Source organism: Desulfobotulus sapovorans DSM 2055, assembly GCF_059569355.1.
This window is the reverse complement of the sequence record NZ_JCANVJ010000006.1, coordinates 79,705-99,897: the sequence shown is the minus strand read 5'-3', so window position 1 is coordinate 99,897 and position 20,193 is coordinate 79,705. Positions and strand designations below refer to the sequence as shown.

Genomic DNA, 20,193 nt, shown 5'->3' with positions numbered 1-20,193 from the left:
AGGCCGGAAATTCAGAGGCTCTGGCTGATTTCCGCATCACTGAGATAACAGGCCGGATCCGGAGCCCAGACATCACCTGTGAGGGCTTCGGCCCGCACCCGGAAGTTGCCAGCGCAGATGTCCAGCCAGCGACAGGAGGCGCAGCGGCCTGTGATGAAATCCTTTTTGGTTTTCAACTCGGTGAGAAGCGTATCCTCCGGATCGGACCAGATCTGGGAAAAGGGGCGTTTCCGCACATTGCCAAAGCTTTTATGACGCCAGAACTGGTCGGCATGAACTTCGCCATCCCAGGAAACGCAGCCGATACCGCGTCCGGAAGAGTTGCCCTCATTCATTTTGAGAAGTTCCATCACCTCCGCCGCCCTTTTCGGATCTTCCTTTAAAAGCCGCAGGTAAATGTAGGGGCCATCCGCGTGGTTGTCCACGGTAAGCACTTCCTTGGGTTTTCCACGTTCATGGAGATCCCTTGTGCGTTCCAGAATGAGATCCAGGGCTTTACGGGTTTCTTCATGGGAAAGATCGTCTTCCACCAGTTTGGAGCCCCGGCCCGCGTACACGAGATGATAGAAACAGACCCTGGGAATTTCCATTTTTTCGAGCAGATCGAAGATGCCCGGAATTTCGGAAACATTCTGCTTGTTCATGGTAAAGCGCAAGCCCACCTTGATGCCTGCTTCCTGACAGTTTTGGATACCCTCCAGAGCGGCCTGGAACGCTCCTTTCACGCCCCGAAAGTGGTCGTTGACAGTTTCCATGCCGTCGAGGCTGATGCCTACATAGGAAAGGCCCACCTCTTTCAGGCGTTTTGCCTTTTTCCTGGTGATAAGGGTACCGTTGGTGGAGATGACGGCCCGCATGCCCTGGGATACGGCGTATTCGGCCAGTTCCGGAAGGTCTTTTCGCATCAGGGGTTCGCCGCCGGAAAAGAGCATCACCGGAGACCCGAAAGCCGCAAGATCCCGGATCAGGGCCTTGCCTTCTTCCGTGGAAAGCTCGTTGGCAAAGGCTTCATCTTTGGCATGGGCGTAGCAGTGGACACATTTGAGGTTGCAGCGCCGGGTCATGTTCCAGACCACGACGGGTTTCTTGTCTTCGGAAAACTGCAGAAGATGGGAAGGAAGGCTTCCGGAGTGTCGTCCGTAGCGCAGGGCATCCGAAGGCTCGACTGTGCCGCAGTAGAGTTTGGAGATTCCGATCATGGCTCACCTGTCGGAGAAAATGGCGGGGTAAGGGAAAATCTCCCTCACATTCGTGAAAGGCCGGGGGAACCTGCGAAAACCCGTCTCCGTATCGAGCCGCACCCGCCGAACCTTCCCTTGGGACGTAAAACTGTCATGCTATACCCCTTCCCGCTTTTTCCGGCAAGTCCAAGAGCGCCAGAACTTCGCCCGCAAGATACAAAGAACCGGCAATACAGAGGCATCCCGTTTTCGGGGTGTGGGCCAGGGCAAAGGGCAGGGCATCCCTCACCCGGGGGCGGATGTCAAAGGGCAGGGAATTGGCGAGCAGGGGGGCAAGGGTTTCCGGGTCAAGGCTTCTCGGGCTGTCCGGACGGGTGAGAACGATCCGGGAAAAAAGCGGGGTGAGGAGATCCAGCATGGCAGCAGCATCCTTGTCTCCCAGCACGCCAAAGAGCAGGGTTCTTGGAGTCGGAGTACTTTGCTCCAGGTAGGCGGCCAGTGCTTCGGCGGCTTCTTTGTTGTGGGCACCGTCCAGCAGTACAAGGGGGTTTTCGGAAAGCGTCTGGATTCGGGCAGGCCAGGTGTGACGTGTAAGCCCCTGCCGGATGGCCGTTTCAGAAAAGGGAAACCGTGAACTCTGCTGTTCAGCAAGACTTTCCAGGGCGGCGATGGCAAGGGCGAGGTTCGAAGCCTGATGTTTCCCCGGAAGGGCCGGACTGAGACCGGAAATGAGTCTTTTTCCTTCGTATGCATAAAGGTCTGAGGCTGTGGGGCGGATATGGAAATCCTTGCCCAGAACCCGGAGGGGGGCCTGATGCAGTTCGGCTTGCCTGCGGATTACCTCCAGGGCTTCGGATTGCTGTACGCCGGTGATGACAGGTACACCGGGTTTGAGAATTCCCGCCTTTTCGCCGGCAATGGCCTTGGGGGTGCTGCCGAGAAATTCACCATGATCCATGCCGATGGTGGTGATAACGCAGACCTCGGGATTGCAGGCCGTTGTGGCATCCCAGCGGCCTCCCATCCCCGTTTCCATGACGGCAATATCCACCCTGGCGCGGGCAAAAAGCAGAAAGGCCATGGCTGTGGTGAATTCAAAAAAGGTGGCAGGATGTTCCGGTGTATCGACGGTTTCCACCACTGCCACCAGTTCGGCCAGTGTTCTGTCATCGGGAACAGTGCCCCCAATGCGGAAACGTTCACCAAAATGGATCAGGTGGGGAGAGGTGTACAGTCCTGTACGGTAGCCTGCGCTTTCAAGAATGGCGGCCAGCAGGGAGGCCACCGACCCTTTACCGTTGGTGCCTGCCACATGGATGACAGGGAAAAACTGCTGGGGATTGTCAAGACGTTGCAGGAGTGCGGTAATGCCTTCAAGCCCGGGACGGATCCCCAGACGCTGGCGGCTGTAGAGTTTTGAAAAATCAGGAGATACTGGGAGCATGGATACCTGCCGGGACTTTGGGGATCAGGGTCTTGTGGCGTGCAGTCTCAAAAAAATCGAAGTGGCAAAAAAAACCCGGACAAACTTTCTGTTGGAAAATTGTCCGGGTTGAAACGGCAATGTTTTCTTCTGAGCGGGAGCGGGGCTTTACTTCTTGTATTTGCGTGATGCAGCAATCCGCTGACGGCGCTGAGCTTCCCGCTGTTTGCGGCGCTTGTATTCGCTGGGCTTCTCATAGCTTTTTTTAAGCTTCAGTCGCTTAAAAAGTCCGTCGTTCTGAATTTTTTTCTTCAGAATCCGCATGGCCTTTTCGAGGTCGTTATCCATAACACGAACTTCGATTTCCTTCACAGTACATCGCCCCTTTCTTTCCGCGATTCCGAACAAGGAAAAACTTCGGAATCCGGGTATTGAAAACCAGAACTAAAGAGTGTCAAAAAAATAAAAAACGAATGCGGAGGGCATCGTTTTTCTGTTCGAAAAAAACCGTCCAAAACCGGACTTATGTACCCGGTTTTGGACAATAAGGCAAATAATATTTCAGGGGAGGGGAAAAATCCCCTCCGGGTAGGGATCAGAGCTGGGCAACAAGCGCATCGGTTACTTCAGGAACACTTTTGGAGCCGTCCAGAAGAATGTATTTGGTGTTATCCTGGGCAGCACGGTCACGGAAGTAATAGGCGGAGGCCAGGGTACCTTCTTTGGCGTCGTAGTAGATGTCATGACGCTTGTCGATGGCGGATTCATCAATGTCATCGGTGCGGGTGGAGAGGGCTCCGCCGCATACCCGGCATTTGCCGTCTTTGGGAGCAATGGCAGGGATGTTGACGTTGTTGGGGTGGTTGGGGTCATTTTCACAGAGGCGGCGACCGGTAAGGCGGCCTTTGGCAATTTCCCGATCCAGTTCGATTTCCACAACAAAGTTCAGTTTGATGCCAGCAGCTTTCAGGGAGTCATCCAGCTTCTGGGACTGTACCGGTGTTCTGGGAAAGCCGTCCAGAAGCCATCCATTCTTGCAGTCTGCCTGCTGAAGACGATCCAGGATCATGGGGATGGTAATGTCATCGGGAACGAGATCACCGGCGTCAATGAAGCTTTTGGCTTTTTTACCCAGTTCGGTACCGCCCTTGATGTTTTCACGGAAAATAGCACCGGATTCAATGTGGGGAACTTTGTATTTTTCTTTCAGGATAGCGCCCTGGGTTCCCTTGCCGCTGCCGTTGGGTCCGAAAAAAAGAATGTTCATGGAAATAAAGCTCCTTTCATAAAAAACTATAAATATTGATAAAACGGATATGTATTCCAGAAAGGTTGCACCGCACGGGGGAACCTTATCCTTGCATGGGATGAAAAACCGGACATTACCTATTAGAAGCAGGGGCGATTGTCAAGGTGCGGCGTGTTTTTGATCCTGTCTCCATGGTCTTTTTGCTGTGCGCCTGGATTTTGTGCAGCATCTTTCCGGGATAGTCCTTTCCGGATAGCTGTTTTTTTTCTTGTACCACTGTTTTTATGTAAAAAAGACTTGCATGGAAGCCGGGTAAGCGGCTATGGAGACAGCATCCTTCTGTTTCTATGCTGCTGGTTTTCATACCGGATTTTTTTACAAGGCGACGCAAGGGTGCTGGTTATGAAAAAGAAACTTGTGAAAATTGCGGTAACCGGCGGTGCAGGTTCCGGGAAGTCTTCAGCGTGTCGGCTGCTTGCGGATATGGGGTTTCCTGTGGTGGATCTGGATGCCCTTGCACGGGATGCCGTGATGCCCGGCATGCCAGCTTACCATGCCCTGGTAGCAGACTTCGGGCCTGCGGCTGTGGGGCCGGATGGTCAGCTGAACCGTGCCTGGCTTCGGGAACGTCTCACGCGGGATCCTGCTGCCAAGGCCCGGATGGAGGCAGCCATTCATCCGGTGGTTTACCGTCTTCTCGATGCGGCTCTGCTCCGTTATGGGGAGGCCGGTGCGGAAGCTGTGGTGGTGGAATTTCCCCTTCTGTATGAGACGGGCCGGGAAGCTTTTTTTGATCTTGTGCTTGTTGTGTCTGTTCCCCGGGAGGTGCAGATGGCCCGGCTGATGACAAGGGACGGTGTAGATCCGCTTTCGGCGGAACGGTTGATCCAGATTCAGATGCCCCTGAAGGAAAAGGCCGGAAGGGCGGATTTTGTTTTGGAAAACACGGGAACGCCGGAGGATATGGAAGCCTGGCTGCGGGGGTGGATCGGGTCGGGTGTGCTGGAGGGTCGGGATCCGGATCCGGACGATGTTGCCTGAATCTGTTTTGTTTTTGACGGGAGACAGGAAACGGAAGTGATGGCTGGGGAAAACGGGAGCTGGATCTCAGGGCCATGGGCATCCGTTTTTCAAAATGTCAAAAAGCTGATTTTTCATTGAAGGGGCATTAAAATTCTTGACCAGAAAAAGTCAATGGGATATTTATGCTAAATCATTGTTCCAGATTGGAAATAATGAGGGACTACGAGATGAGTAATGCATTTCCTGCCTTACCTTTACCTACGAACCATCTGCTTCGCTCCCTGACTCTTTTCGGAACAAACTGAATCGATTTCCGATACGTTTTTCCTTAGAACAGCAATGCGGGTACCATTCCGGCCGGAAGCGGGTTTTTTTATGCTGCCCCTGAATTCCCCCTGGTAATCTGGATGCCATGCTTTCCGGAAGAGAACATCCATACTTTTATTTTAAGGTGTAAAGGTTCATGAATATCACCGAACTCAAGGAAATGAAGATCAAGGATCTGACCCGCCTTGCCAAAAAATTCAACATTGATGGCGCTGCGGGAATGCGCAAGCAGGAGCTGATTTTTGCCCTGCTGCAGGCTCAGATTGAAAAAAATGGTCTGATCTATGGAGAAGGCACGCTGGAAATTCTGCCCGATGGTTTCGGATTTCTCCGGTCCACGGATTGTAATTATCTTCCAGGGCCCGATGACATCTATGTTTCTCCCTCACAGATCCGTCGTTTTAATCTGAGAACCGGGGATACCGTATCCGGTCAGATCCGTCAGCCCAAGGAGTCGGAGCGATATTTTGCCCTGCTCAAGGTGGAGGCGATCAACTATGAGGATCCGGAGGTTGCCAGGGAAAAAATTCTCTTTGACAACCTGACTCCCCTGTATCCGGACAGCAAGATTCATCTGGAGGGAGAACGGGATAACTATTCCATGCGTATCATGGATCTTCTCACTCCCATTGGTTTTGGCCAGCGCGGTCTCATCGTGTCGCCTCCCCGTGCGGGGAAGACGATGCTCATGCAGAACATCGCCAACTCCATCATTGCCCATCATGATGATGTGGTTCCCATTGTCCTCCTGATTGATGAACGCCCTGAAGAAGTAACGGACATGGCCAGAAACGTGAACGCCGAGGTGATCAGTTCCACCTTTGATGAACCTGCGGAGCGTCATGTGCAGGTGGCGGAGATGGTCATTGAAAAGGCCAAGCGTCTTGTGGAACATAAAAAGAATGTGGTGATCCTTCTGGATTCCATAACCCGCCTGGCCAGGGCCTACAACTCGGTGATGCCGCCTTCGGGCAAGATTCTCTCCGGTGGTGTGGACTCCAATGCCCTGCACCGTCCCAAGCGTTTCTTTGGTGCAGCCCGGAACGTGGAAGAGGGGGGCAGTCTCACCATTATTGCCACGGCACTTGTGGAAACAGGCAGCCGTATGGATGAGGTTATTTTTGAGGAGTTCAAGGGCACGGGCAATATGGAGCTTGTGCTGGATCGTAAAATAGCCGATCGCAGAACTTTCCCCGCCATTGACATCAAAAAATCCGGTACCCGCAAGGAAGATCTGCTCCTTTCCCAGGAAGTGATCAATCGGGTCTGGATTCTCCGCAAGCTTCTGAGTTCTCTGAATTCCATTGACAGTATGGAATTTTTGCTCGATAAGATGACCGGTACGAAGAACAACCAGGATTTTCTGGATTCCATGAACGCATAACCCTATCCCTTGGGATCATCAGGAGTTGACGATGAAAGAAGGTATTCACCCCGCGTACGAACAGACCACCATCACCTGTGCCTGTGGCAGTGTTATTGAAACCGGTTCCACCCGAAAGGATATCCGCGTGGAAATCTGTTCCGCCTGCCATCCTTTTTTTACGGGTAAGCAGAAACTGGTAGATACTGAAGGCCGAATTGACCGTTTCCGTAAAAAATATGGAAATTACCAGAACCAGCTTGCAAAATAATTTTTTGATGAATGAACAGCCCCGCAGGTGTATCGCGGGGTTTTTTGTCTTGCATGAAGACAGGGCCGGCATTTGCCGGTTTTCTTTTTGGAAAAAAACAGCAGGGCATGAAGGAAACAAAGATGCTTGAAAAGCTTGCGGGAGTTGAAGACCGTTTTGTGGAGCTGGAGCGTCTGATGAGCGATCCTGCGGTTCTGGGGAATCGTGAGGCCTATCAGAAGTATATGCGGGAGCATGGGGAGCTGGCTGAGCTGGTGACGGTTTTCCGCCGTTATCGGGAGGTGGTTCAGGAAAAAAGGGAGAATGAGGGCCTTTTGCGGGATGCGGATCCCGAGATACGGGAAATGGCCGAAGAGGAATCCAGGCGTCTTACGGATCTGGAACTTACCCTGGGTCATGAGCTGAATCTTCTGCTTATTCCCAAAGACCCCAATGACGGAAAAAATATCATTCTGGAAATCCGTGCCGGAACCGGCGGAGACGAGGCGGCCCTGTTTGCCGGGGATCTTTTTCGCATGTATGTCCGTTTTGCGGAAAATGCGGGCTGGAAGGTGGAGATCCTGGATGCCAGTGAACCGGATGTGGGCGGTTTCAAGGAAGTTGTGGCCATGGTGCAGGGCAGGGGGGTCTATTCCTCCATGAAATATGAATCCGGCACCCACCGGGTGCAGAGGGTGCCTGCCACCGAAGCTCAGGGGCGTATTCATACGTCCGCCGTCACCGTTGCTGTGCTGCCCGAAGCCGAAGAAGTGGATGTCCACATCGATGAAAAGGATCTCCGGGTGGACACCTACCGTTCTCAGGGGGCGGGCGGACAGCATGTCAACACCACGGATTCTGCGGTGCGTATCACCCATATCCCCACCAATATCGTGGTGCAGTGTCAGGATGAAAAATCCCAGCATAAGAACAAGGCAAAGGCCATGCAGGTTCTGCGGGCCAAGATTTATGATGTCATCAGTCAGGAACAGGAAGCCAGGCGCTCTGCGGATCGGAAAGAGCAGGTGGGGACGGGAGATCGTTCAGGTCGTATCCGTACCTACAATTTTCCCCAGGGCCGGGTAACGGATCATCGCATTGGTCTCACCCTGTACCGTCTGGACGCTGTGCTGGCAGGAGACCTGAATCCCTTTGTTGAGGCCCTGAGAACCCATTATCAGGCGGAGGCCCTGCAGCATGGTCGCAGATGAGGCGGAAGCAGGGGCACTCTGGAACATCGGAAAGGTTCTGCGCTGGACCACGGAATATTTCGCTACCCATGGCATCGACAGTCCCCGTCTGACCGCAGAACTCCTTCTTTCCCATTGCCTCGATATTTCCCGTCTGGATCTGTATCTGCGTTTTGATCAGCCCATGAATCCTGAAGAGCGGGCATTTTATCGGGAAATGATCCGGCGGCGGATACGGCGGGAGCCGGTGGCCCATATCACGGGAGAGCGCAGTTTCTGGACCCTGGATCTTGTTGCAGGGCCTGAAGCGCTGATTCCAAGGCCGGATACGGAAACCCTGGTAACCGAAGCCCTGAGCTGTCTGCCCCTGGAGTCTCCCTGTCGGGTTCTGGATCTTGGAACGGGTACGGGCTGTATTGCCCTGGCCCTGGCGTCGGAGCGTCCCCTCTGCCAGGTGGTGGCGGTGGATCTTTCCCTGGCGGCATGCAGGCTTGCCCTGAAAAACATCGAACGAACGGGTCTTGGGCGGCGTGTATTCCCCATTGTGGGGAACTGGTGCACTGCCTTGCGTCCTGGTGTGCTGTTTGATCTTGTGGTTTCCAATCCGCCGTATATTCCAACGGCCCATGTGGCTGCCCTTGCGCCGGAAGTGCGGGATTATGAACCGCCGCTTGCTCTGGATGGTGGGGCTGACGGCCTGGAGGCCTACCGTCGTCTGGCTTTGGAAGTAGCAGGTTTTCTGCGTCCAGGCGGGGCTTTTCTTCTTGAGATCGGCTATGACCAGTGTGTCCATGTAACGGATATTTTTATGGAAAGTGCTGCTTATGACTGTTTTTCCTGCAGGAAGGATTTTGGTGGGCAGGACAGGGTGCTGGGGATGCGGCGCAGATAGCTTGGGGTTTGTCTTTTTCCCCGTATCAGGGAACTAAACTCTTGCCCATCTGGCCAGGGATCTGCTATTGATGTCAGGTTTATATGCTGTGTGGGCTTGACGGAGTCGTTTTTGCCCATAGGAAGCCCTTTCATGAGGAAGGGCCTTTTGTGTGTCCGGCTGAAGGGCTGAGGTCTTTCAACTGGCAGTATTCTGCACGCTTTTGGATCCGGATCCCGGTGCCGCATGCGGTTGGATCCGGAAGGGAAGAAAGCGGTGGCTGAACCACGTTAAAGGGGATATCCCCACAAGGAGAGCTGCAACCATGGCGTATGTCACAATGAAGGAATTGCTGGAAGCGGGTGTTCACTTTGGTCATCAGACCAAGCGCTGGAATCCCAAGATGAAGCCCTATATTTTTGGTGCACGGAACGGGATTTATATTCTGGATCTCCAGAAAACCGTGAAAATGTTCCGCAGGGCCTATGATTTTGTTGCGGATGTCGGAGCTTCCGGTGCCCCCATCCTGTTTGTCGGTACCAAAAAGCAGGCCCGTGAAGCCATCTATGAAGAGGCCAACCGTGCGGAAGCATATTATGTGCAGAATCGCTGGCTGGGTGGGATGCTGACCAATTTCCAGACCGTGAAGCAGAGTATTGAGCGCCTGAAATATCTGAAAAATATTCAGAATGACGGTTCCATTGAGCTTTTCCCCAAAAAGGAAAGGCTTTCCATGATCAAGGATCAGGAAAAACTGGAAGCCACCCTGGGCGGCATCCAGAACATGCCCCGTCTTCCCGGCTGCATGTTCATCATTGATCCCAAGAACGAAGCCATTGCCGTGAAGGAAGCCAAACGCCTTGGCATTCCTACCGTTGCCGTGGTGGATACCAACTGTGATCCCGATGATATTGATTATCCCATTCCCGGTAACGATGATGCCATCCGTGCCATCCGTCTCATCGCTTCCCGCATTGCCGATGCCTATCTTGAAGGTCGGGGCCGCTATGATGAAAAAATGCATGCGGTGACGGACAAGGATCAGGACACCGTATCCGTTGCAGGAGACCTGAAACCGGGTGAGCGCAAGGTTATTGCCGACGGCAGTGATGGCCCTGTGATTGAAGTGATCCGGAAAAGCAGTGTTGCTGATGTGGAAGATGCTGCGGAATAAGCAGCTCTTAAAAATTTCAGCCAATTTTGAAGCAGGTCTTTAACAGATAGCATATCTTCAATGAACATAAAGAATACCGCAAAGGACTGAGACGGCTTCCGGGTTGCCTGAGTTCTTTGCGGAGATTCTGATTTTGGAAAGGTGAATAGCTCCCATGGCGGAAATCAGTGCGGAAATGGTAAAGGATCTCCGGGCCAAAACCGGTGCCGGAATTATGGATTGCAAGGCAGCTCTGAAAGAAAATGATGGGGATATTGAAAAAGCCATTGATTTCTTAAGAAAAAAAGGTCTGGCAACAGCCAAGAAGAAAGCAGGCCGGGAAGCTTCCGAAGGCCGTGTGGAAGCCTATATTCATATGGGTGGCAAAATCGGTGTTCTGGTGGAAGTGGGATGTGAAACGGATTTTGTGGCCAAGAATGACGATTTTATTGAGTTCTGCCGCAATATCGCCATGCACATTGCCGCTGCAGCCCCCATGGGCCTTTCTTCGGAAGAAATTCCTGCTGAGGTGGTTGAGCGGGAAAAAGATGTCTACCGGGGCCAGCTCATGGAAGAAGGCAAGCCTGCCAATATGGTGGACAAGATTGTTGAAGGAAAAATCAGCAAATTTTATAAAGATGTCTGCCTGCTTTCCCAGCCCTACATTAAAGAGCCCAAACTGACGGTTCAGGAAGTTCTGAATGATACCGTGAGTAAAATTGGGGAAAACATTGTGATCAAGCGGTTCAGCCGCTTCCAGATTGGAGCCTGATACCTTGAAGCCCAGATATAAGCGGATATTGTTGAAATTGAGCGGGGAAGCCCTTATGGGCGACCAGGGGTTTGGTATCCGGCCGGATATTTTGCAGTATGTGGCCGAAGAAATCCGATCTGTGCATAAACTCGGGGTACAGGTGGCGGTGGTGGTGGGCGGAGGCAACATTTTCCGTGGCATTGCCGCCAGTTCCTATGGTATGGACCGCGCATCCGCCGATCATATGGGCATGCTGGCAACGGTGATCAACTCCCTTGCCCTTCAGGGAACGCTGGAGGGCAAGGGGCTTCAGACCCGTGTGCAGTCTGCCATATCCATGCACGAGGTCTGTGAACCCTTCATTCTGCGGCGTGCGGTGCGGCATCTGGAAAAGGATCGCATCGTGATTTTTGCTGCGGGTACGGGGAGTCCTTACTTTACAACGGACACCGCCGCCGTATTGCGGGCCCAGGAAATTCATGCGGAAATTCTCCTGAAGGCCACCAAGGTGAATGGCGTCTACGACTCCGATCCCGTGAAGAATCCTGATGCCCGTTTTATCCGGAATCTTTCCTATATGGAAGTTCTGGAGCGTCAGCTTCAGGTTATGGATATGACGGCCATTTCTCTGGCCATGGATAATGGACTGCCCCTGAGCGTCTTTGACCTGCTGGGTCAGGGGAATGTGGCCCGTGTGGTTTGTGGTGATCAAGAAGTCGGTACCCTGATTCGCTGATCCTGGACTTTAAAAAACTCAGGCCAAAGTGAGAGGATATGAGTATGCTGAATACCGTTTTTCAGGACACGCAGGAGAAAATGGGCAAAGCCGTTGAGGGCTTGAAGGCAGAGTTACAGAAGGTACGGACGGGGCGGGCAACGCCCACCATGCTGGATGCCGTACGTGTGGATTATTACGGTACGCCGACGCCTTTGCACCAGATGGCTTCCATCTCCACACCGGAAAGCCGGCTGCTGGTGGTGCAGCCCTGGGATGCCACGGCTCTGAAGGAAATTGAAAAAGGTATTCTCCGTGCCAACCTGGGATTGACGCCTTCCAATGATGGCAAGGTCATCCGGATTTCCATTCCTCCCCTTACGGAGGAACGGCGCAAGGACATTGTCAAGCAGGTGGGAAAAACCTGTGAAGAGTACAAGGTCGGTATCCGTAACCTGCGCAGGGACGCCAATGAAACCCTGAAAGGGCTTAAAAAGGACGGAGATATTGCCGAAGACGAAATGTTCAGGGGGCAGGATCAGGTGCAGAAAATGACAGACGATCATATCGTCCAGCTTGAGACGCTCCAGAAGGCGAAGGAGAAGGAAATCCTTGAATTCTGATCTGCCTCCAGGGCTGTTGGCGGAGCGCATGCCCGTTCATGTGGCCATCATCATGGATGGCAATGGACGCTGGGCAAAAAAACGCCTGCTGAACCGTGTCATGGGCCATGAGAAGGGGTCGGAAACGGTGCGCACCGTGGTGCGTACCAGCAGGGAGCTGAACATTCCCTACCTCACCCTCTACGCTTTTTCCACGGAGAACTGGGAACGGCCCAAGGTGGAGGTGACGGCCCTGATGCATCTGCTCCAGCGTTTCCTGATTTCCGAACGTGGGGAAATGCTGGAGAACAACATTCGTCTCAATGCCATTGGTGAGCTGGACAGTCTTCCCGAAAGGGTACGCTCGGATCTGGAGTCCCTTATGGCGGAAACCGCCGGCAATACGGGGATGGTGCTGACCCTCTGTCTCAGTTACGGTTCCCGTTCTGAGATGGTCACGGCCATGCGGGCTGTGGCCATCAAGGTGGCCCAGGGACTTCTGGATCCGGCAGGCCTTTCCGAGGAAAGTCTTTCCCGCCATCTGTATACGGCAAATCTTCCGGATCCGGATCTCATGATCCGTACCAGCGGAGAGATGCGTCTTTCCAATTTTATGCTCTGGCAGCTGGCCTATGCGGAATTTGTCTTTACCCCTACCCTGTGGCCGGATTTTTCAAGGGAGGAGTATATTGAAATCCTGCGTGATTTTCAAAAAAGGGACAGACGCTTTGGTCAGGTGAAAGATGTCTAAATCCATGGGAGATGCTGCCCATGACCGCCTGTGGGATCTTCCATAAAGGGAGATCCTTTTTTTTCATGAAAACCGGTGCGTCCGGTTGAAACGGAGATCGCACATGCATGGAACCCGCTGGCTTACCGCTGTTTTTGCCCTCCCTGTTCTTTTTACCCTGCTGGCAGCCGGAGGACCCTTTCTTTTTTTCCTTCTGATTCTTGCTGTGGCAGGGATTGCCCATACAGAATATCACCGCATTGTGGATGCCCGGTTTCAGACGGCTGCGGATTCTGAACTGCGCTGGGCGGCCCGCATGGGCCTGGCCTTTCTCGTACTGTCCGGTTTCTGGGGACTGACGGCTCTCATGGGGGGACTGTTTCTGGCACTCATGGTTCTCATTGCACTGTGTATGCTGCGTTTTGCCAGATTTCCAGGACTCCTGGGCCTGATTCCCTTTGAGGTGCAGGGACTGTTATGGATTGCCCTGCCCCTGGGCTGTCTTGGGGCCTTGCGGATGACGGAGCATGGGGTCACCTGGGTTTTCTTTACCCTCTTTCTGGTGGGCTGCGGGGATACCGGAGCCTATTATGCGGGGCGTTTTTGGGGAAAGCGCAAGCTGGCGCCCGCCATCAGTCCGGCCAAAACCCTGGAGGGGTTTGCAGGCGGTGTGGGACTGACGCTGGTGGTCGCTCTGATTTTTCAGCTTTTTTTCCTTACGGACTATGCCCTGCTGCCCCTGCTTTTCATTGCCCTTGTCACGGCTCTTACGGCACCCCTTGGGGATCTTTTTGAATCCATGCAGAAGCGGGTGGCGGGAATCAAGGATTCGGGAACCCTGCTGCCCGGTCATGGCGGGATGCTGGATCGCATTGATGCCCTGCTCTTTGCGGCTCCCGTGGTTTTTCTGATGCGAACCTGGTTTTTTGGATCATGATGAAAAATATTGCTGTTCTGGGATCTACAGGATCCATAGGCCGGAATGTGGTGGAAATTATCCAGGCCTTTCCCGAGCGCTACCGTGCTCTGGTGCTTGCCGCAGGGGACAATGTGCCCCTTCTTGCAGAACAGATGCGTCTGCTGCATCCGGAACGGGTGGTGCTTCGTACCGAAGCCCATGTCCGACAGCTGCAAGCCCTTACGGATACCCGGGGAGTGGATCTTCTTTTTGGGAAAGCGGGATATGAAGCTGCCGCCACCGATCCTGGTGTGGATACGGTGGTGTCGGCCATTGTGGGATCTGCCGGACTTCTGCCCACGGTGGCAGCGGTGCGGGCCGGTAAAACTCTGGCCCTTGCCAACAAGGAATCCCTGGTCATGGCAGGCGATCTTCTTATGCCCCTGGCAAAGGAGACGGGGGGGGCGATTCTGCCCGTGGATAGTGAACATTCGGCCATTTTCCAGTGCCTTTCCGGCCAGCGGATGGAGGATGTGGGAAAACTGCTGCTGACGGCTTCCGGCGGCCCTTTCCGTTGTCGGGATGGGAAAACCTTTGCCGCCATCCGCCCCGAAGATGCCCTGGCCCATCCAACCTGGAGTATGGGCCGGAAAATTTCCATCGATTCTGCGACCCTGATGAACAAAGGGCTGGAAGTGATTGAGGCCATGCACCTTTTTTCTGTGCCTGTGGAAAAAATCGGGGTGGTGGTGCATCCCCAGAGTGTGGTGCACTCCATGGTGGCTTTCTGCGATGGCACGGTGATGGCCCAGATGGGGATACCGGATATGAAAGGGGCCATTGCCCTGGCCCTGTCCTGGCCTGAACGCCTGCCCCTCAGGATGGAACTGCCGGATTTTTCGAATCTGAACCTGCGCATGGAGGCCCCGGATCTGGAGCGTTTTCCCTGCCTTGGCCTTGCATTTGAAGCCGCCAGGGAGGGGGGCGTTTTCCCCGCTGTACTCAATGCTGCCAATGAGGTGGCTGTGGAAGCCTTTTTGCAGGGCAGGACAGGGTTTACCCGCATTGCTGAGATCATTCATGAGACCCTGATGCGTACGGAAAACCAGAAGATCCGGGATATGGACGATGTGCTCGGTGCAGATGCCCGGGCCAGAAGTCTTGCGGAAACGCTTGTGAGCGGATCTGCCTGAGTTCCGGTTTTTACCCTGAATGCGGAGGTGACATGACCAGCCTGTTTTCTTTTCTTGTGGTGCTCAGTATTCTGATTTTCATTCATGAACTGGGACATTATTTTCTGGCCCGCATACTGGGAGTCGGAGTCGAGCGTTTTTCCATCGGTTTTGGCCCCAAACTTGTCGGCTGGACTTCGGGACGTACGGATTTTCGCATTTCCGCCATTCCTCTGGGGGGCTATGTCAAGATGGTGGGGGATGAGCCCGGTGCTGATCTGCCTCCGGAGGATCTTCCTCTGTCCTTTACCCACAAGCCGGTATGGCGGCGCATGCTCATCGTGGCTGCGGGGCCTGTGTTCAACCTGCTCCTTGCCGTTGTGCTTCTCTGGGGGCTGGTTTTCTGGTATGGACTGCCCGTCATGGAACCCGTTGTGGGAGAAGTGACACCGGATTCCCCGGCATTTTCCGCAGGGCTGCGAACCGGGGACCTGGTTTTGAGTGTCGATGGCAGGCCCGTGGACTCCTGGGAGGAGATCACGAAAAGGGTGCGCCGGGCGTCACCGGATCAGGCCCTGGTATTTGAAATTGAGCGGAGCGGCGGGCGGCGGCAGGTAGCCGTTTTTGCGGTTTCCATGGAGTTTCCCGATGCTCTGGGGGGAACGGAGAGGCGTATGGGCATCGGAGCCAGCCCCTTTGTTCCGTCCACTATCGGTTTTGTGAAGGAGGGCTTTCCTGCTTCTGCGGCGGGTCTGCGGCCCGGAGATCGTGTGATCCGTGTGGATGGTCAGCCCACGCCCACCTGGTCGGCCATGGCCGAACGTATTCAGGCGACGGGGGGAGGGCTCCTGAAGCTGGACGTGGAAAGGCAGGGAGAAATTCTGTCCCTTACACTTCAGGCCAGGGAAGAGTCTTTTGACGATGGCATGGGAGGCCGGGTGACCCGGCATGTGGTGGGGATTTCTCCGGAACCGTATACGCGGGCCATGCATCCGGGGTTTTTCGGAGCCATGGTGGAAGGGACGCGTCAGACGGCGGAGATTGCCCGGGTAACGGGTCTGGCTCTGGTGCGTATGGTGCGGGGCAGTCTCTCAAAGGACAACCTGGGCGGCCCCATCATGATTGCCCAGATGGCGGGAAGCGAAGCCCGCAAGGGCATCGGCAACCTGCTGGCCTTTATAGCCGTCATCAGTGTCAATCTTGCGCTTTTGAACCTTCTGCCCATTCCTGTGCTGGATGGCGGGCATCTTCTGTTTTACACCATAGAACTGGTGCGGGGAAAACCCGTGGGAATCCGTGGCCGGGAGATTGCCCAGCAGGTAGGGATCTTCCTGCTTCTCAGCCTTATGGTTTTTGCCTTTTATAATGACATCGTCCGCCTTATACGCGGATAAAAAACCTCTTCAAGGGGAGCAATGGGGAAACATCATGCAGGCAAGACTTGAAATCACCCTGAAACCGGAACTGGCGGATGCCGAGGGTCAGGCCTTACAGAAAAAGGTGGCCGATGTTTTCGGTATCCATTTGGATTCCGTCCGCTGCGTCCGGATTCTGACCTTTGATGCGGAGCTGACGCAGGCGGAGTGTCTCCTGGCAGCGAACCGTATTTTCTGCAATCCCGTGACCCAGGTGGCCTCCTTTTCGCCTCTTGATCTGCCCTTTGACGGCTGTATCTGGGTGGGATTCCGTCCCGGTGTCCGGGACAATGCCGGAGCCACAGCCCTGGAAGCTCTCGCCGACGTGCTGGGGCGTCCCCTGCACCCCGAGGATGCGGTGTATACCTCAAAACGCTACTGCGTGCGGGGAAAGGATCTGGATACCGGTCTCATGCACCGTATCGCAGGAGAGCTTCTGGCCAATGACATCATCCAGGAATGGCGCATTTTTACCGCGGAAAACTGGAATGCGGCAGAGGGTGTGGGGGTGATCATCCCCAAGGTGATCCTCAATCACAGTCCTGTGGTCAGCCCCATTGCCATTGAAAGTGATGAAAGCCTGGGGGCTGTGAGCAAGATCCGGAATCTTGCCCTGAACCCCAAGGATATCCCCGTTATCCGCGAATATTTTCTCCGGCCCGCAGTTGTCGCTTCCCGCAGGGAAAAGGGACTGGAGCTGCCCACGGACATTGAAATTGAGTACATCGCCCAGGGGCGCAGCGATCATTGCAACCACAATACGTTCCGGGGGCTTTTCCGGTACAGGGATATGGAAACAGGGGAGACGGAGATCCTGGATAATCTCTTTAAAACCTGTATCCAGAAGCCGACGCTGGACATGCAGCAGCAGAAGGACTGGGTGGTCTCCGTGCTCTGGGACAATGCGGGGGCCGCGCGATTTGACGAAAACTGGAATTATGTGATTACCGGGGAAACGCACAATTCCCCCTCCAACATGGAGGCCTACGGGGGAGCCATAACGGGTATCGTCGGGGTTTACCGGGATCCTCTGGGCACGGGCCGTGGGGCGCGCCTCATCATGGGCAGTTATGGCTTCTGTGTCGGGGATCTGGATTACGAAGGCCCGCTGAAGCCGAGACTGCATCCCAGGCGTGTTCTGGATGGCGTGGTGGAAGGGGTACGGGATGGCGGTAACAAGTCCGGTGTGCCCACCCCCTTCGGTCAGGTGACCTTTCACAGTGGGTATATGGGCAAATGTCTTGTGTTTGTGACGGCCCTCGGTATCATGCCCAGGGAGGTTGCGGGCAAGCCGGGCCATGAGAAGGTGACAAGCCCCGGTGAGTGCATTGTCATGTGCGGAGGCCGGGTGGGGAAGGATGGCATCCACGGGGTGACGGCTTCTTCGGAAACCTTCAGCGCCCATACCCCCGCAGGCCATGTGCAGATTGGCGATCCCTATACCCAGAAGAAGATGCATGATTTTCTGCTGGAGGCCCGGGATGCGGGACTCATTGCCTTTATCACGGACAACGGGGGAGGGGGGCTTTCCTCTTCCATCGGCGAGTCCGCCCGTTTTGCCGGTGGCTGCACCGTGGCCCTGGATCAGGTGCCCCTGAAGTATGCGGGGCTGGATCCCTGGGAAATCTGGGTATCTGAGTCCCAGGAGCGCATGACCGTGGCGGTCAAGCCCGAACATCTGGATGCCTTCATGGATCTTTCCAGAAAACATGCCGTGGAAAGTACACGGATCGGTACCTATACGGATACGGGCTACCTTGAAATCACCTGGCAGGGCAAGACCGTAGCCTGGGTGCACATGGATCTTCTGGAGGAGGGGTTCCCCCAGTGGGAATTTGACTGTGAATGGATTCCGCCGAAACTCCGGGGACTGCATGAACCGGTCATCGGTGCCCCTTCGGATTATGCAGGTCTTTTAAAGGCTCTCCTTGCACGGCCCAACCTGGCTTCCAAGGAATGGATTGTCCGTCAGTATGATCATGAGGTGCAGGCTGGCTCTGTCATCAAGCCCCTTGTGGGAAGGGAAAGGGATATCCCTTCGGATGCGGCCGTTATCCGGCCTGTTCTGACATCCAACAGGGGAATCGCCTTTACCCAGACCCTTCAGCCCCTGTACTCCCGGATTGATGCCGGTCACATGACCTGTGCGGTGATGGACGAGGCGGTGAGAAGGCTGCTGGCCGTGGGAGGGCGTCTGTCTGAAATCGGTGGGGTGGACAATTTCTGCTGGCCGGATATCCAGTTTCATCCGGAAAAAAATCCCGATGGCCGTTTCAAGGCCGCGCAGCTGGTGCGTTCCTGCAAAGCGCTCAAGGCCATGTGCGAGGCTTACCAGATTCCCCTTCTGTCCGGAAAAGATTCCATGTATGTGGACGGGCATCTTCAGGGGCCCTTTGGGGAAACCCGTAAGGTTTCCGGCCTTGAAACCCTTCAGTTTTCCGCCACCACCGTGGTGGAAAATGTGTTCCGCTGCCAGACCCTGGACGTGAAAACACCGGGAGACAGACTGTATCTTCTGGGAGAGACCCGCAATGAGCTGGGGGCTTCGGAATATTATGATTTTCTGGGATATGTGGGCCTGAATGTGCCGGAAGTGGCGGCGGAACGCTTCCTCTCTCTGTACCGGATTTTTGAAAAGGCCATGGAAGCAGAACTGTTCACCAGTACCCATGCCCTGGGACGGGGGGGCCTGGGGGTACATCTGGCCTTCATGTCCATGGCAGGATGCCTTGGACTGGACGTGGATCTTGCCGCCGTGAAAATTGCGGACGATATTCCCGAAGATCGGGAGGATGTGCTGCTCTTCTCCGAATCCTGTGGCCGTCTTCTGGTCACGGTGGCTGCGGAAAAGGAGACGGACTTCCTGAACCTCTTTAAAGATCAGCCCCTTTCCTGCCTGGGCCATGTCCGGGAAGACGGGGAGCTGCGCATCCGGGGACGGCGGGGGGCTGAGATTCTCCGGCTTTCCATTGCAGACCTTAAACAGAGCTGGAAACAGCCTTTCGGAGATCGGATATGACAAGGCAGGTAAGGGCGCTGGTGCTGACAGGCTACGGACTCAACTGTGACATGGAAACGGCCCATGCCTTTGAAATGGCCGGAGCCGTGGCGCAACGGGTGCATATCAACGCTCTCATTGGCAAAGAGGTGCGGCTGGAGGATTTTCATATCCTCGTTTTTGGGGGGGGGTTCAGCTGGGGAGATGATCACGGTGCAGGGGTGGTGCAGGCTGTGCGGATCATGACCTTTCTCGGCGACAGTATCCGGAGCTTCATTGCAGAGGGACGCCTTGTTCTGGGAATCTGCAATGGCTTTCAGACCCTTGTGAATACCGGACTGCTGCCTGGTTTCGCTCAGGATTATACCCGCAGGGAGGTGGCACTGCTGCACAATGCCTGCGGTAATTTCCGGGATCAGTGGGTGGATCTTACGGTAAATTCTGAAAGCCCCTGTGTCTTTACCCGGGGTATGGATTTTTTCCCTCTGCCCGTACGTCACGGGGAGGGGCAGTTTTATGCGGAGCCTGAAATCCTGTCCCGCCTTGAGGCCGGTCAGCAGGTGGTGCTGCGCTATGCGGCGGCGGATGGTTCTCCGGCAGCCGGACGTTTTCCCCTCAATCCCAACGGAGCGCTGAACGACATTGCCGGTATCTGTGATCCCACGGGCAGGGTGTTCGGTCTTATGCCCCATCCCGAGGCCTTTACCCATTTCACCCATCATCCGGACTGGACACGGATCAAGGCCACAGGCCGGGCGGTTATGGATGGAGACAGTCCGGGACTGCGTCTTTTCAGAAATGCGGTTGCCCATTTTGCGGACTGAATGGCACTTTTTTTCCCTCAGCCATTGACAAAATGTCTGAAAATTGATTGAAAAT

Annotated in this window: 19 protein-coding genes; 15 read left to right on the top strand and 4 right to left on the bottom strand. The window is 54.7% G+C overall.

What is annotated here, in order from left to right; all coding sequences use genetic code 11:
- Positions 1-11 precede the first annotated feature (11 nt).
- The 4 genes from ahbC to BR04_RS06895 form a co-directional block, all read right to left on the bottom strand.
- The gene (gene ahbC / locus BR04_RS06910) at positions 12-1,199 is read right to left on the bottom strand and encodes a 12,18-didecarboxysiroheme deacetylase (protein ID WP_496355271.1); all 1,188 of its coding nucleotides are present in this window, start codon (positions 1,197-1,199) and stop codon (positions 12-14) included.
- A 133-nt stretch (positions 1,200-1,332) separates the two neighbouring features.
- Positions 1,333-2,625 carry a bifunctional folylpolyglutamate synthase/dihydrofolate synthase gene (locus BR04_RS06905; RefSeq protein ID WP_496355270.1) on the bottom strand — a complete coding sequence of 431 codons (1,293 nt, stop codon included), beginning with the start codon at positions 2,623-2,625 and terminating at the stop codon, positions 1,333-1,335.
- 147 nt (positions 2,626-2,772) lie between these two features.
- Complete coding sequence (gene rpsU, locus BR04_RS06900) at positions 2,773-2,976, bottom strand: 30S ribosomal protein S21 (protein ID WP_496355269.1); 204 nt, start codon at positions 2,974-2,976, stop codon at positions 2,773-2,775.
- Between the two features lie 223 nt (positions 2,977-3,199).
- Positions 3,200-3,871 (bottom strand): adenylate kinase, encoded by a 672-nt coding sequence (locus tag BR04_RS06895; protein ID WP_496355268.1) that lies wholly within the window; start codon positions 3,869-3,871, stop codon positions 3,200-3,202.
- Between the two features lie 384 nt (positions 3,872-4,255).
- On the opposite strand from BR04_RS06895, the gene coaE reads away from it, so the two are divergent.
- From coaE to BR04_RS06820, 15 genes are all read left to right on the top strand, one after another.
- A complete protein-coding gene (coaE, locus tag BR04_RS06890; RefSeq protein ID WP_496355267.1) occupies positions 4,256-4,894 on the top strand; it encodes a dephospho-CoA kinase in 639 nt (212 codons plus the stop codon).
- 445 nt (positions 4,895-5,339) lie between these two features.
- The gene (gene rho / locus BR04_RS06885; protein WP_496355266.1) at positions 5,340-6,587 is read left to right on the top strand and encodes a transcription termination factor Rho; all 1,248 of its coding nucleotides are present in this window, start codon (positions 5,340-5,342) and stop codon (positions 6,585-6,587) included.
- Positions 6,588-6,618: 31 nt separating this feature from the next.
- The gene (rpmE, locus tag BR04_RS06880) at positions 6,619-6,837 is read left to right on the top strand and encodes a 50S ribosomal protein L31 (RefSeq protein WP_496355265.1); all 219 of its coding nucleotides are present in this window, start codon (positions 6,619-6,621) and stop codon (positions 6,835-6,837) included.
- A 122-nt stretch (positions 6,838-6,959) separates the two neighbouring features.
- A complete protein-coding gene (gene prfA / locus BR04_RS06875; protein ID WP_496355264.1) occupies positions 6,960-8,027 on the top strand; it encodes a peptide chain release factor 1 in 1,068 nt (355 codons plus the stop codon).
- Positions 8,014-8,898 carry a peptide chain release factor N(5)-glutamine methyltransferase gene (gene prmC, locus BR04_RS06870; protein ID WP_496355263.1) on the top strand — a complete coding sequence of 295 codons (885 nt, stop codon included), beginning with the start codon at positions 8,014-8,016 and terminating at the stop codon, positions 8,896-8,898. Before prfA ends, prmC begins: the two co-directional genes overlap by 14 nt.
- Positions 8,899-9,202: 304 nt before the next feature.
- On the top strand, positions 9,203-10,051 hold the full coding sequence (gene rpsB, locus BR04_RS06865; RefSeq protein WP_496355262.1) for a 30S ribosomal protein S2: 849 nt from the start codon (positions 9,203-9,205) through the stop codon (positions 10,049-10,051).
- Positions 10,052-10,205: 154 nt separating this feature from the next.
- The gene (tsf, locus tag BR04_RS06860; RefSeq protein ID WP_496355261.1) at positions 10,206-10,802 is read left to right on the top strand and encodes a translation elongation factor Ts; all 597 of its coding nucleotides are present in this window, start codon (positions 10,206-10,208) and stop codon (positions 10,800-10,802) included.
- A gap of 4 nt (positions 10,803-10,806) precedes the next feature.
- Positions 10,807-11,520 (top strand): UMP kinase, encoded by a 714-nt coding sequence (gene pyrH / locus BR04_RS06855; protein WP_496355260.1) that lies wholly within the window; start codon positions 10,807-10,809, stop codon positions 11,518-11,520.
- A 44-nt stretch (positions 11,521-11,564) separates the two neighbouring features.
- Positions 11,565-12,122, top strand: a complete 558-nt coding sequence (gene frr / locus BR04_RS06850) for a ribosome recycling factor (protein WP_496355259.1) — start codon at positions 11,565-11,567, stop codon at positions 12,120-12,122.
- The gene (gene uppS / locus BR04_RS06845; RefSeq protein WP_496355258.1) at positions 12,112-12,852 is read left to right on the top strand and encodes an undecaprenyl pyrophosphate synthase; all 741 of its coding nucleotides are present in this window, start codon (positions 12,112-12,114) and stop codon (positions 12,850-12,852) included. Before frr ends, uppS begins: the two co-directional genes overlap by 11 nt.
- A gap of 103 nt (positions 12,853-12,955) precedes the next feature.
- Positions 12,956-13,768, top strand: a complete 813-nt coding sequence (locus BR04_RS06840; protein ID WP_496355257.1) for a phosphatidate cytidylyltransferase — start codon at positions 12,956-12,958, stop codon at positions 13,766-13,768.
- On the top strand, positions 13,765-14,922 hold the full coding sequence (locus tag BR04_RS06835) for a 1-deoxy-D-xylulose-5-phosphate reductoisomerase (RefSeq protein ID WP_496355256.1): 1,158 nt from the start codon (positions 13,765-13,767) through the stop codon (positions 14,920-14,922). The genes BR04_RS06840 and BR04_RS06835 overlap by 4 nt, the downstream gene beginning before the upstream one ends.
- Before the next feature lie 32 nt (positions 14,923-14,954).
- Complete coding sequence (gene rseP / locus BR04_RS06830) at positions 14,955-16,295, top strand: RIP metalloprotease RseP (RefSeq protein ID WP_496355255.1); 1,341 nt, start codon at positions 14,955-14,957, stop codon at positions 16,293-16,295.
- Positions 16,296-16,329: 34 nt separating this feature from the next.
- Positions 16,330-19,335 (top strand): phosphoribosylformylglycinamidine synthase subunit PurS, encoded by a 3,006-nt coding sequence (locus BR04_RS06825; RefSeq protein WP_496355254.1) that lies wholly within the window; start codon positions 16,330-16,332, stop codon positions 19,333-19,335.
- Positions 19,332-20,138: a phosphoribosylformylglycinamidine synthase subunit PurQ gene (locus BR04_RS06820; RefSeq protein WP_496355253.1), complete on the top strand. Its 807-nt coding sequence runs from the start codon at positions 19,332-19,334 to the stop codon at positions 20,136-20,138. The genes BR04_RS06825 and BR04_RS06820 overlap by 4 nt, the downstream gene beginning before the upstream one ends.
- The last annotated feature ends 55 nt before the right edge of the window (positions 20,139-20,193 follow it).